The 13,133-nt window shown below is 63.9% G+C and carries 13 protein-coding genes; 9 read left to right on the forward strand and 4 right to left on the reverse strand.

Annotated elements, in window-relative coordinates; all coding sequences use genetic code 11:
* The 3 genes from BVU17_09135 (at position 1) to BVU17_09145 (ending at position 4,470) form a co-directional block, all read left to right on the forward strand.
* Positions 1-1,221 (forward strand): molybdopterin molybdenumtransferase MoeA, encoded by a 1,221-nt coding sequence (locus BVU17_09135; GenBank protein AUG47670.1) that lies wholly within the window; start codon positions 1-3, stop codon positions 1,219-1,221.
* Entirely contained in the window at positions 1,209-3,098 is a 1,890-nt protein-coding gene (locus tag BVU17_09140; protein ID AUG47671.1) for a molybdopterin biosynthesis protein, read from the forward strand. Before BVU17_09135 ends, BVU17_09140 begins: the two co-directional genes overlap by 13 nt.
* Positions 3,099-3,246: 148 nt before the next feature.
* Positions 3,247-4,470 carry an alcohol dehydrogenase gene (locus BVU17_09145; protein AUG47672.1) on the forward strand — a complete coding sequence of 408 codons (1,224 nt, stop codon included), beginning with the start codon at positions 3,247-3,249 and terminating at the stop codon, positions 4,468-4,470.
* A gap of 161 nt (positions 4,471-4,631) precedes the next feature.
* On the opposite strand, the gene BVU17_09150 is transcribed toward BVU17_09145, so the two are convergent.
* Positions 4,632-5,801, reverse strand: a complete 1,170-nt coding sequence (locus BVU17_09150; GenBank protein ID AUG47673.1) for an NADH dehydrogenase — start codon at positions 5,799-5,801, stop codon at positions 4,632-4,634.
* A gap of 227 nt (positions 5,802-6,028) precedes the next feature.
* Positions 6,029-6,754, reverse strand: coding sequence for a trehalose utilization protein ThuA (locus BVU17_09155; GenBank protein AUG47674.1), 726 nt, complete (start codon positions 6,752-6,754; stop codon positions 6,029-6,031).
* A 356-nt stretch (positions 6,755-7,110) separates the two neighbouring features.
* Here BVU17_09155 and BVU17_09160 point away from each other — a divergent pair, with 356 nt between their 5' ends.
* The 3 genes from BVU17_09160 to BVU17_09170 all read left to right on the forward strand — a co-directional run bounded on the left by BVU17_09160 (position 7,111) and on the right by BVU17_09170 (position 9,480).
* On the forward strand, positions 7,111-7,485 hold the full coding sequence (locus BVU17_09160; GenBank protein ID AUG47675.1) for a transcriptional regulator: 375 nt from the start codon (positions 7,111-7,113) through the stop codon (positions 7,483-7,485).
* A gap of 46 nt (positions 7,486-7,531) precedes the next feature.
* Entirely contained in the window at positions 7,532-7,942 is a 411-nt protein-coding gene (locus BVU17_09165; protein ID AUG47676.1) for a CoA-binding protein, read from the forward strand.
* Positions 7,943-8,022: 80 nt separating this feature from the next.
* Positions 8,023-9,480 carry a hypothetical protein gene (locus BVU17_09170; GenBank protein ID AUG47677.1) on the forward strand — a complete coding sequence of 486 codons (1,458 nt, stop codon included), beginning with the start codon at positions 8,023-8,025 and terminating at the stop codon, positions 9,478-9,480.
* A 9-nt stretch (positions 9,481-9,489) separates the two neighbouring features.
* On the opposite strand, the gene BVU17_09175 is transcribed toward BVU17_09170, so the two are convergent.
* A complete protein-coding gene (locus tag BVU17_09175; GenBank protein ID AUG47678.1) occupies positions 9,490-9,873 on the reverse strand; it encodes a thiol-disulfide oxidoreductase in 384 nt (127 codons plus the stop codon).
* Between the two features lie 308 nt (positions 9,874-10,181).
* Here BVU17_09175 and BVU17_09180 point away from each other — a divergent pair, with 308 nt between their 5' ends.
* Positions 10,182-10,424, forward strand: a complete 243-nt coding sequence (locus BVU17_09180) for a BolA family transcriptional regulator (GenBank protein ID AUG47679.1) — start codon at positions 10,182-10,184, stop codon at positions 10,422-10,424.
* Between the two features lie 71 nt (positions 10,425-10,495).
* Positions 10,496-10,834: a glutaredoxin gene (locus tag BVU17_09185; GenBank protein AUG47680.1), complete on the forward strand. Its 339-nt coding sequence runs from the start codon at positions 10,496-10,498 to the stop codon at positions 10,832-10,834.
* Between the two features lie 18 nt (positions 10,835-10,852).
* Here the strand turns inward: BVU17_09185 and BVU17_09190 are convergent, their stop codons facing one another.
* Positions 10,853-11,032 (reverse strand): death domain-associated protein, encoded by a 180-nt coding sequence (locus tag BVU17_09190; GenBank protein ID AUG47681.1) that lies wholly within the window; start codon positions 11,030-11,032, stop codon positions 10,853-10,855.
* A 174-nt stretch (positions 11,033-11,206) separates the two neighbouring features.
* Here BVU17_09190 and BVU17_09195 point away from each other — a divergent pair, with 174 nt between their 5' ends.
* Complete coding sequence (locus BVU17_09195) at positions 11,207-13,129, forward strand: mRNA 3'-end processing factor (GenBank protein ID AUG47682.1); 1,923 nt, start codon at positions 11,207-11,209, stop codon at positions 13,127-13,129.
* Positions 13,130-13,133 lie beyond the last annotated feature (4 nt).

The following is a 13,133-nucleotide window of genomic DNA, read 5'->3' on the forward strand; positions in this document are numbered from 1 at the left end:
ATGAGCAACGAGTCCCGAAAGTCGGCCGGGTTCAAGGACCGGACGCCGGTAACGACAGCCAGGGAGGCGCTGCTGGACGCAGTGTTCCCACACGAGCGGACGGAGCGCGTCTCGCTACGCGACGCCGACGAGCGCGTCGTCGCGGGGGAAATCACCGCCGAGCGAGCGGTGCCCCACTACCGGCGCGCGGCGATGGACGGCTTCGCCGTCAGCGCGGAAGACACGTTCGGCGCGAGCCAGCGGTCGCCGGAATCGCTCCAGGTCGGAGAGACAGTGACCACCGGCACGGCGACCCGCGTACACACGGGCAGCGAACTCCCAGCGGGTGCCGACGCCGTCGTGATGATCGAGGAGACCGAGGTCGCCGGTGACACCGTCACCGTGTTCGATGCGGTTGCTGGCGGGGAGAACGTCGCTCCTGTCGGCGAGGACGTAGAGCAAGGGCAGACGCTGTATGCAGACGGCCACCTGCTCCGCCCGTCGGACCTCGGGCTGTTGAAATCGGTCGGGAACGACGCTGTCGAGGTGTACGAGCGGCCGACTGTCAGCGTGATTCCGACCGGTGAGGAGTTAGTCCAAGATGACCCGGAACCGGGCCAAGTAGTCGAGACGAACGGCCAGACCGTCACGCAGTACGTCGAGCGCTGGGGGGGTGACGCGACCTACCGCGACATCGTTACCGACGACGTGGACGCGCTCCGGGCGGCCATCAGCGACGACTTGGACCACGACCTCGTGGTGACGACCGGCGGCTCTTCCGTCGGCGAGCGGGACCTGCTCCCGGAAGTCGTCGACGACCTCGGCGAGGTGCTGGTCCACGGCGTCGCGCTGAAGCCGGGTCACCCGGTCGCGCTGGGCGTGGTCGAAGAGACGCCGATTCTGATGCTCCCGGGTTATCCGGTCGCCTGCATCGTCAACGCCGTCCAGTTCCTCCGGCCGGCGCTCCGCCGTGCCGGCCACCTCCCGGCGACCGACCCGCCGACGACCGAGGCCGAACTCACGCGGAAGATAGCCAGCGAGCCGGGGACCCGGACCTACGCTCGGGTACAACTGCGCGAGGAGGACGACGACGGACCGACCGCGACGCCGACGCGGGCCAGCGGGTCGGGCGTCCTCTCCAGCGTCGCGCTCGCCGACGGCTGGGTCGTCGTGCCGGAGTCCGTGGAGGGCTACGACGCCGGTGACACTGTGCCCGTCGAGGACTGGGAGTGGTCCCAATGAGCGACCGCCGCGAGTTCCGCGACCTCGCATCACCGGAGGAGGCCCACGAGGTCGTCGCAAACCTCGACATCGACCCCGACCCGGAAACGGTCCCGCTCGCCGACGCCCGCGACCGCGTCCTCACCGAGCGGATCGACGCCGACATCGACGTGCCAGGGTTCGACCGCGCGAGTATGGACGGCTACGCCGTCCACGCCAGAGACACCTTCGGCGCTGACGAGGCCGACCCGGTGACGCTGTCGGTCGCCGGGGAAGTCCACGCGGGTGAGAAGCCCGACGTAACGGTCGAACCGGGTTCGGTCGCCGAGATTTCGACCGGCGCGGTGATGCCGCCCGGTGCCGACGCCGTCGTGATGGTCGAGCGAACGACTGAAACCGACGCCGGCGTCGAGATACGCACATCCGTCGCGCCCGGTGATAACGTGATGCTCGCCGGCGCAGATATCGCGGCCGGCGCGCGCGCCCTCGGTCCAGGAACGCGAATCACGCCCCGTGAAATCGGACTCCTGTCTGCCCTTGGCGTCGACGAGGTTCCGGTGCGTGGCCGGCCACAGGTCGGCATTCTCTCGACGGGCGATGAACTTGTCCGGCCCGGGGACCCCCTCGACAGCGCCGCCGGCCAGATTTACGACGTGAACAGCTACACGCTGGCGGGCGCGGTCGCGGAGGCCGGCGGTGAGCCGGTGATGTACCCCCACGCTGGCGACGACTACGAGGAAATGGAGCGATTGCTCCACCAAGCGGCTGACGAATGCGACCTCGTCCTCTCGTCAGGGTCGACCAGCGCCAGCGCGGTCGACGTCATCTACCGCGTCATCGAGGAACGCGGCGAACTCAGGCTCCACGGTGTGGCCGTCAAACCCGGCAAGCCGATGCTCGTGGGGACTATCGGCGACTCGGCGTACGTCGGGCTGCCTGGCTACCCAGTTTCGGCGCTGACTATTTTCCAGACGTTCGTCGCGCCAGCAGTACGGAACGCTGCTGGACGGGAGCAGCCACAGACAGCTACGGCCTCCGGCACAATGGCAGTCCAGGAACGCTACGGCGAAGGGCGACGACGCCTCATGCCAGCCGGGCTGGTCGAAGACGACTCCGGGTCGCTGCTGGTCTACCCGGTCGACAAGGGCAGCGGCGCGACGACGAGCCTCGTCGACGCCGATGGCTTCGTCGACGTGCCGCCGGGGACCGACTACCTCGCCGAGGGGGAGACGGTCGATGTGACGCTGTTTTCCCCCGCCGTCAGGCCGCCGACGCTGCTGGGCATGGGCGAGGACGACCCGCTCCTCTCGCGCCTGCTCGATACAATCGACCGCCCGCGGTACCTCCCGCTGGGATCGACCGAGGGAGTCCGCCGCCTCGGCAACGGCGTGCCCGACGTCGCCGTCGTCGCGGGTCCGACCGACGCCGACCACGAGGCAACCGATATCGGCGGCTGGCAGCGCGAGTGGGGGCTGGTCGTCGACGCCGAGGCCGACATCTCCGACCTGGCCGACCTCGTCGACGGCGACTACCGCTTCGTCAACCGCGACACCGCCTCCGGACTCCGTCGGAGCTTCGACGACGCGCTCGACGCTCTTGGCGAGGAGCGGGGCCTCGGTCGCGCCGAAGTCGCCGACGCCGTCGACGGCTACGAACTCACGACGAAGGCCCACGAAAGCCCCGCCCGGAAGGTCCTGGCGGGCGACGCGGACGCGGGCCTCGGTCTCCGCGCCACGGCGGCGAAACTCGGCCTCGGCTTCGTCTCGCTCGGAACCCAGCCCGTTCGGGTGCTCGCTAATCCGAATCGGCGGGAGAAAGACAGCGTCGACGCGCTCGCCGCGACCCTCGAAGACCTCGACTCGCTGGCCGACGGACTGGCTGGCATAGAAGTGCAGTGACGGCGTCGACCTGAGCACCGTGACACCCGCCAAGATTACGCTATGACCCGCAAGCGACTGCGACGTACCTGCGCTTGCAGGTACCACTGGAAGACGGCACTGGCGACCTGAAGTGATAAACACGAGCAGGGCTGAATGGGTCACAGCGATGCCCGACACATCGGTTGCCGCTGACCTCGATTCCCCGTTCCGGTTCGAGTACGAGCCTGCGACACTCCGATACGCCCCTGACGCCGTGCAGTCGCTGGGTGCGGAGTTAGACGCGCAAGGCTACAACAGTGCGCTGGTCGTCTGTGGCGCGACCGTTGGTGACACGCCGGCTGTGATGGACCCCGTTCGGGAGGGTCTCGGCGACCGACTGGCCGGCACCTTCGCCGAAACGACGCCAGCCAAGCGGCTCGGCACCGCCTGCGACGGACTCGAACGCCTCCGAGAAGTCGATGCCGATTGTCTCGTGGCCGTCGGCGGTGGGAGCAGTCTCGACGTTGCGAAAATCATCAGTATCCTCGCAGCGACTGACCGCGACCCGGCGGCTGTCGGCCAAGCGTTTGTCGACTCCGGAACGATAGCTGTCCCCGAGGCGGAGCTGCCGCCGATTATCGCCGCCCCGACGACGCTGGCCGGCGCTGACCTGTCTCTCGTCGCCGGGGTCACAGCCGCGCCAGACACCTGCCCTGTGAACGAGCCTGCCAGTGGTGGTGTCAGCGATCCGAAACTGATGCCCGAAGCAGTCTGTTATGACCCCGATCTGATTGCGACGACGCCCCGTCCGATCCTCGCGGCGTCAGCGATGAACGGCTTCGATAAAGGTATCGAGACGCTGTACGCGGCCAGCGCAACGCCAGTAACCGACGCCACAGCCTCTCGCGGCCTCGGCCTTCTCACGGACGGACTGCTCGCATTCGGTACTGGTGACGACGACCCATGGGTGTACCAGTCGCTCACCCAGGGTCTCATGCTCGTCCAGTACGGCATTTCGCGGGCTGACGGGACGACGCTCTCACTGATTCATGCCCTCGGTCACGGGCTGACCCGGGCCTACGAGGTCCAGCAGGGCGCGGCCCACGCGGTCATTGCTCCGCACGCACTCTCATATCTGTTCGAGCAGGTCGACGGTCGGCGGTCGCTTTTGGCCGACGCACTCGGCGCCGGCGATGCTTCAGACCCCACTGCTGCGGTCATCGACCAAATAAACGACGTGGTGACTGCGCTTGGACTCCCGACGCGACTTCGGGATGTCGACGGGCCCGGCCGCGAGGCGTTCCCCGAAGTTGCTGATGCCGTCCTCGAAGACGCCTTCATAGCGAACGCCCCGTCAGAACTGGCACCCACACGAAAGGACATTGTCAGTGTGTTAGAGTCGGCCTGGTAGCCGGCAGTGAATGCCGCTCAGAGCTCCGGTAGACCCCGAATACCGTCTCTCTGGTGCGGTTTCGCGCGAATCGCCCCGCGATTTCGCGCCTTTTTAGTCCACGCTTTGCGAGGAGTAGGTCGCGCGGTCAGGTCGACCCCGACGAAATAAAAAGGTCCTATCTACATGTCGGGCCAGGCCTTGGCGGCCCGACCAACGCCGGTCACGTCGTTGATCCAGCGGGCGGCAATCGCTTTCTTCAGCAGTTTCGCGGGCAGCCCGCCAAACGTCTCAACTGGGACGTTCACCACGTCGTGGGCGACGGCTTTCTCCCCGACGGAGACGACCGTCCCTTTGTCCTTGTGGGTCCACGTCTTCAGCGGCTGACCCCGTGCCGCCCGGGCGAGGTTTTCGCCGGCCACCTCGGCGGCCTGCCAGGCGGCCTGAGCGGTCGGTGGCGCGGGCTGGTCGCCCGGCTGGTCGATCAGCGCCGAGTCGCCGATGGCGAAGACCCGTTCGTCCTCCGTCTGGAAGTTCCCCTCAGCGTGGACGCGGTGGTTGCGCTCGTCTTTGTCCAGATCCACATCCTGCATGCAATCCCGGCCGGTGATGCCGCCGGTCCAGACCAGCACGTCGTAGTCCAGTTCGTCCTCGTCGCCGATGTATACGGTCTCCTCGTCGACCTCGCCGATGAACTCACCGCACTTGATGTTCACGTCGGCGGCTTCCAAGCGCTTGCGCAGCGCGCCCTGGAGTTCCGGGTCGCTGTTGGGCAGCACCTGGTCGAGGCCCTCGACGAGGTGGATGTCGATGGGCGCGTTGTGTTCGTCGCGGAACTCGGCGACCTCGCCGGCGGTCTGGATGCCCGAGAGGCCAGCGCCGCCGATGACGACCTGCGCGGGGTCGTTGGTCGAGGCTTCGCGAGCGGCCTGCTGGATGTTGTCGTGGATATTGAGGGCGTCGTCGAGGCTCTTGAGCGTCAGAGCGTGCTCTTCGAGCCCGTCAATACCGAAGAATGCGGTCTGGGAACCCAGCCCGACCAGCAGGTAGTCGTACTCGACAGCAGCGGAGTCGGCGAGGGCGACCTCCCGAGCGTCGGTGTCGATGCCGACGACCTCGTCCTGAATGAAGGCGGTCGAGGGCTGCTTGATCTCGTGAACAGGGATAGCGATGTTCTCCTGAACACTCGGGTCCCGAATGCACCGATGAGACTCGTGCAAGACCAGATGATAGTCCGTCTCAGAAACCCACGTGACATCAACGTCCGCCTCACCGTCTAACTCGTCCTCTAAACTCTTTATTGCCCCCGCGCCGGCATACCCCGACCCGAGCACGACCACGTTCTCTGTCATAGGCCACTCTCCGGAGTCATTAGATACAAACCCTTTGGAATCGGTCTACGGCTCTGCTGTTGTCCTCGCATACTGGCTCATGGTCGTGGTCCAGTTTCCTAAGTTTGCAGTTGCCTTCGGTCACCATCCCGAGAGAAAACAGCGCCTACCGTTCCGAAAGACGACTCTTAATCACCAATTACGATTCGAGCGGTCGTTTCCAGACAGCTAATTGGGAGTCAGTCGGGCTACCAGGCACCACGACGGTTGTCCTGATGAGCAGGACTGTTCGGCGTGGAGTGATCGCGCTCATTCGACGCGGCCCACGCAACGGCGTTGTGCAAGAGCCTCTGGACGACTGGCCGGTGGTACACGGGAAACGTTTCGTGACCGGGTTGGAAGTAGAATATACGCCCTGCACCACGGTAGTAACAACACCCGCTGGGAAATACCGTGCCGTCGTCGCACCAACTTACAGTCACCAGGGTGTCGGGTATCGGTAGGTCGAACCCCTTTCCGTATATCTCGGCACGTTCGAGTTCGAACTCCTCGGGAAGTCCGTCGGTAATAGGATGGCTCGCTTTGACGACCCAGACGTGCTCACGCTCGCCCTCCTCGCGCCACCGCAGGGTACCAGTTCCCCCGATAAGCGCCTCGAACGGCTTCGATTCGTGGCTGGAGTGAAGCGGAATGAACCCCATCCCGTCACGGACAGCCTGCTCAACGCGGCTCGCAGCCGCATCGCTGACGGCATCATGTGCGACATCGCCCCACCACAGTAACACGTCAGTGTCGGTGAGCACCGTCTCGGTGAGTCCGTTAGCAGGATCATCAAGTGTCGCTGTCCGAACAGTGTGGCCGTAGGACGTAAGCATCTCAGCCAACGTCGTGTGGATCCCGTCGGGGTACATCGCATTGGCGGGGCCTGTCGCCCGTTCGTGCCGGTTTTCGTTCCACACGGTGACTGCAACCATACAAGAATACACTGAATAACCAGAGAAAAATATGACTACTCGCTCGCGGCTGAAGAGCAACGTGTCAATACTAGCGAGGATCGAAGTGATCCCGGTACCTGTTCAGGCATTCGACTGGTTTTTTCGAACATCGCGACCAGCCGACGCGACGAGCTGCGACAATAGTTGAAATCGCCTGCGGCAGCAACCGTGCTGGGAAGCCATAATCAGGTACCGCTGGATATGGCGGGCCATAGTTCTTTCCGACATCGGTGTGGGAGTGTCCACCGTGTCTCCCGATGTAGTCCACAGACGGTGGTTCCGGTACCTGCACAGGGGTAGTTATTAGCCGGCCGCGGCCGAAATCACGACAAGATATGAGCGATTCACCGGAGAAGCTTTCCGTCTGGTGTGCTGGCGAGGACTGGTGTCCTATAACCACGACGGCGTCCCTTATCGGGAAGAAGTGGCACCCCGTTATCATCCACCGGCTGCTTGATAACGGCCCCTCAGGATTTAACGAACTCAAGGAGAACGTCGACGGTATCTCATCTAAAGTGCTCTCCGACAGCCTCGAAGACCTGCAGGAGAAGGGGCTCGTCGACCGCGAAGTAATCAACGAACAGCCGTTTCGCGTCAATTACTCGCTCACCGAACACGGAGAGTCACTGGAGTCCGTAATTACCGAAATGGCAGCGTGGGGCGAGACCTACCTGCAGGAACCGACAGAGGCTGATGAGCCCGCAGAGTAGGTCCCGCAGGCAATCGCTTTTATTGGTGCCCGACGAACTGTCGTGTATGCCCGTTACTTCGGATGACGAACTCAGAGACATTCTCGAACTGGACCGCGTCGCCGTCGTCGGCTGCTCGACCAGCCCCGGCAAGGACGCCCACGAAATTCCGAAGTACCTCACCGAACAGGGGTACGAGGTGATACCGGTCAACCCCTTTGCTGACGAGATATTCGGGCAGAAGGCCTACGACTCACTGGCAGATATTCCCGGTGATATAGACATTATCGACGTCTTCAGGCCCAGCGACGAGGTCAGCGATATCGTCGACGCGGCCCTGGAACGCGACGACGACGCCGTCATCTGGCTGCAGCTCGGCATCCACGACGACAAGGCCGTCGAACGCGCCGAAGCTGCTGGCCGCCGCGTCGTCCAGGACCGCTGTATGAAGCCGACACACCAGCAACTGCTGGCCTGAACAGGCAGATAATGGCTGAGTACGGTTGACACGGCCGTCGCCCGGTACGGTTTAGTCCGTGGCTGAGCCACATCCGGTGTATGCTGCCGTGGGAGCCAGCGGCGTACTGGCTCGTTCGGATGCTGTTCCACCGGGCGCTGGCGGTTATTTACCTGCTGGCGTTCGTCGTCGCAGCCACGCAGTTCCGTCCGCTCGCGGGCGAGGACGGCCTGTTGCCGATACAGCAGTACGTCGACCGCTACGAGTTCCGTGACCGGCCCAGTCTGTTCTATGTCTATCCGAACGACCGCGTCATCGGTATCACAGCCTGGGCCGGCGTCGGGCTCTCGGCGCTGGCACTCGTCGGAGTCCCGTCGTGGCTCCCGCGTCCGTACGCGGTCCCCGTGTCGATACTCCTGTGGCTCCTGCTGTGGGCGCTGTATCTCTCTTTCGTCAACGCCGGGCGGACCTTCTACGGCTACGGCTGGGAGTCGATGCTGCTGGAGACCGGCTTCCTCGCGGCATTTCTCGGCGCGGGGACAGCGGGGCCACCGGTCGCTGTCGTGTGGCTCCTCAAGTGGGTGCTGTTCCGAAATATGTTCGGTGCCGGACTCATCAAACTGCGCGGGGACGACTGCTGGCGGGACCTCACCGCACTGGACTACCACTACGAAACCCAGCCGATTCCGAACCCGGTGAGTTGGTACGCCCACCACCTCCCCGACCGGTTCCACCGACTCGAAGTGCTGGGAAACCACGTCGTCGAAGTCGCCGTACCGTTCCTCTACTTCGCGCCACAGCCGTGGGCGTCAGTAGCGGGGGTAGCGACCATCGGCTTTCAGTGCTGGCTCATGCTGACGGGGAACTTCTCGTGGCTCAATGCCCTCACTATCGTTCAGGCTATTGCGGCATTCAGGGACGACGTTTTCACAGCAACCCTCCCGGTCACTGCTCCGAGCGCGACTGCGCCGCCGCTGTACCTGCAGGCGCTGTCGGTCGGACTCGCTGCTGTCGTCCTCTGGCGTAGCATCGGACCGGTCCGCAACATCCTCTCGGAGCGGCAGGTGATGAACACCGCTTTCGACTCGCTCCGGTTAGTCAACGCCTACGGCGCGTTCGGCTCGATTACCAGAACGCGCTACGAAATCGTCGTCCAGGGGACCACCGACGAGGTCGTCACGGCCGACACGGAATGGGAGACTTACGAGTTCAAAGGCAAACCAACAGACCCAGCACAGCGGCCGCGGCAACTCGCGCCCTACCACTACCGGCTTGACTGGCAGTTGTGGTTCGCGGCGATGACCTCTTCGCCGCGACGGAGTCCGTGGTTTCTCGCGCTGCTGGACCGACTGCTTGCAGGCGACGAGGCTACCGAAAAACTGCTCGCCTCGGTGCCGTTCTCGGAGACCACGCCGACGCACGTCCGTGCGGTCCGCTACCGGTATCGGTTCACGACGCCCGAAGAGCGCCGCGAGACTGGGCAGTGGTGGGAGCGCGAACGCGTCGGCACCTATGTCAGCCCGATCAGCGACGGTGACCTGCGACTCGCCGACGTTTGAGATGGGGCGTCAGTTCGCGTCGTTCCTGCGCGCTGGCGGCGTCTTCGACATGACCTTCCCCCACTTCGAACGGTTATCGGCGATCCGCCGATAGGCCCGCTCGCGGAATCGCTCGTAATCCTCGAACTGCCGGAGAAACGAGAGCAGCGGCCGAGCCGCCTTGCCCATGTCGGTGTATGTGAGCGCTGTCTCGATGGATTCCCCGCAGGAGTACACGTCCTCCTCGGTCACCAGATGCGAACAGGATTCGTAGTCGTCCGGGAGTCGCTCTAGTACGTCGTCGTCTAGCTCGGAGAAGCCCACGACCCTGAGGTCGGACCGCTCGTCGATGAAGTCCGCCCACCACGTACAGAAACCGCAGTCGTCGTCGTAGACGAGCGTTGCGTCGCTCATATACGAGCTACGTGCCAGAGGCACAAACACCTGTGGTTCAGCCGGCAGGGATTTACCGCCGGTCACCGCAGGCACGGGCATGGAGCGGTTCGTCAAGCTGGTCGTTGCTGGCGGGCTGGCGCTGGTAGCCGGGCTCTGGACCGTCCGACTTACGGCCTCGCTCTCGGCGCTCTGGCTCGGCGGGGTCGCGCTCGCGGTTCTGGGACTGGTCGCCCTCGGGGTCGGTATCGGTCGGGAGCTGTCAATCACTCGGTGACCACGACTGTGTGACGCCAACTGTTTTGCCCGCCGCTCTCCACAGAGCGCGTATGGACGAGGATGCGGTCGCCGAACTGATCGAGGACGCGCTTCCGGAGGCACAGGCGACGGTCACCACGCCGCGGGACCCCGACGACGACAAACACTACGCGGTACGCGTTGTTTCGCCGGCGTTTGAGGGCGAGTCGCTGGTCGACCAGCACCAGCGTGTCCACGACGCGCTGGGAGAGCATCTCACTCGCGACATTCACGCCATCGAGCTGACGACGCTGACGCCCGAAGAAGCCGAGTAACCGTGTACCCCGGCGGTGCGGCTCTGCTCGACCGTCGGTACGCCTTTATTGCCGACGCTGTTAGTGACGGTATGGGATTTGAGCCCGAAGAACTCTCCCCGGATGAAGTCACGGATCAGGTAGACAGCGTCATCGAAGACAACGAGGTTGTGCTGTTCATGAAAGGCAATGAGCTGATGCCACAGTGTGGCTACTCGAAGAAGGCCCTCGCACTGCTGCAACAGCACCGCGACGACATCGAGACAGTGGACGTGCTCAAAGCGACTGATGCCTATCGGGAGGCTCTAGAGCGCCACAGCGGGCGCGAGACGATTCCACAGACGTTCGTCGACGGGGAGTTCATCGGTGGCAGCGATATCCTCGAACAGCTTCACGAGCGCGGCGAACTCGGCGAAAAAGTCGGTCAGTAACTGCGGTCGGGAGCGGCGTTACTCTTCGTCTTCGTCTTTCATGTCGCCGAGCTTGTCGACGAGGTCGCTCGTGGTCGCCTCCGTCTCGAAGGAGACCGATCCGTCGTGGTCGTTCTCGTGGACCGCAACGCCATCGCTGTCGTCTGCATCTACGTCGTTGTCCTTCTGTTCGGATTCATCGTAGCTACCAAAGCCCATACACACACAACTCGGAGTCCCACACTAAAATTCGCCGGTTCCTGCCGAGCTACAACCCTCCAATGACATAGCGAGACAAGCAAAGGTTCTTTACCGTGCTTGCACTCCCGCTAGATAACGGCAGTCGAGAGCCGTGGTTTTACCGACGGCTATCGGGCCTCCATCTCCAAACTTATGAGTTCCGCAGACGAGACACTTGATCGAATTAAAGCACAGGTCGAAGAAGAGACACCGGACGACATCGAAATCGAATCTGTCGCGTTCGAGGGACCGGAACTAGTTATTTACACGCCGGACGCGCAGACGGTTGCCAACCGCGACGGTATCGTCAGAAATCTCGCACAGACGCTGCGGAAACGAATCAACGTTCGCCCCACGCAAGAAGCACTCGTCCCGCCGAACGAAGCGCGGACTCGAATCACGCAGACGATTCCCGAGGACGCTGGCGTCCAGAACTTGGATTTCGACCGCCAGACCGGCGAAGTGTTCATCGAAGCCGAAAAGCCCGGTCGCGTCATCGGCCGCCACGGGGCAACCCTCGACGAGATCTCCGCCTCCGTCGGCTGGACCCCGGAGGTCGTCCGGACGCCGCCGATGGAGTCCTCGACGGTCTCGAACGTCCGGAATTATCTCAAGCAGGAACGCGAGGAACGCCGGGACATCCTCCAGCGTGTCGGTCGCCAGATCAACCGACCTACCACGAGCGACGAGGACTGGGTTCGGCTCACGACGCTCGGCTGCTGTCGTGAAGTCGGTCGCGCCGCATTCATCCTCTCGACGCCGGAGTCCCGAATCCTCATCGACTGCGGTGACAAACCCGGTGCTGAGGGCGAGGTTCCGTATCTCCAAGCACCCGAAGCCCTCGCGGCTGGGCCGAATTCTCTCGACGCCGTCGTCCTGACCCACGCCCACCTGGACCACTCTGCGCTCATCCCCATCTTGTTCAAGTACGGCTACGACGGGCCGATATACACGACCGCGCCGACGCGGGACCTGATGGGCCTGCTCCAGCTGGACTACCTCGACGTGGCCTCGAAGGAGGGCCGCACCCCACCCTACGAGAGCCAGCAGGTCCGGGACGCGCTGAAACACACGATTCCACTGGAGTTCGGCAACGTCACCGACATCGCGCCCGACATCAAGCTCACGATGCACAACGCCGGGCACATCCTCGGCTCGGCGGTGTGTCACTTCCACATCGGCGAGGGCCGGTACAACGTCGCCTTCTCTGGGGACATCCACTACAAAGATACCCGCCTGCTCGATGGCGCGGTCAACGACTTCCCGCGAGTCGAGACACTCGTGCTTGAGTCGACCTACGGCGGGAAAAACGACTACCAGACCGACCAGTCCGACTCCGAGCGGGTCCTCAAGGACGTTATCAACGAGGCCCACGAGAACGACGGCAAGGTACTGATTCCGGCCTTCGCCGTGGGTCGGTCGCAGGAACTCATGCTCGTTCTCGAAGAAGCGATGCGAAAGGGCGACATCCCGACGATGCCGGTGTACCTCGACGGGATGATTCGGGAGGCGACGGCCATCCACACCGCGTATCCGGAGTACCTCCGGGACGACCTCCGCCAGCGTATCCTCTACGAGGACGAGAACCCGTTCCTCGCAGAGCAGTTCGAGCAAGTCGACGGCGGCGACGAGATGCGACGGGACATCGCCGACGACGAACCGTCTATCATTCTGACGACCTCCGGGATGGTCACCGGCGGCCCCGTGATGTCCTGGCTCCGGCTGCTGGGCAGCGACCCGGACAACACGATGGCGTTCGTCGGCTATCAGGCTGAGGGGACGCTCGGTCGGCAGATACAGCGGGGTCAGGACGAGGTCACCCTCGGCGACACGAGCGGGCCACGCGCCGAACGGGTGAGCCTCAGACTGAACGTGGAGACGGTCGACGGCTTCTCCGGCCACGCCGACCGACAGGGGCTCGAATCGTTCGTCGAGACGATGCATCCGCGGCCGGAGAAAATCCTCTGTGTCCACGGCGACGCGTCAACGACGAACCAGCTGTCCTCGGCGCTGTACCAGAAGTTCAACATGCGGACCCACAACCCGAAGAACCTCGAAACGTTCCGGCTGTCCTAAACGG

This window comes from Haloarcula taiwanensis (assembly GCA_002844335.1).
Classification (GTDB): domain Archaea; phylum Halobacteriota; class Halobacteria; order Halobacteriales; family Haloarculaceae; genus Haloarcula; species Haloarcula taiwanensis.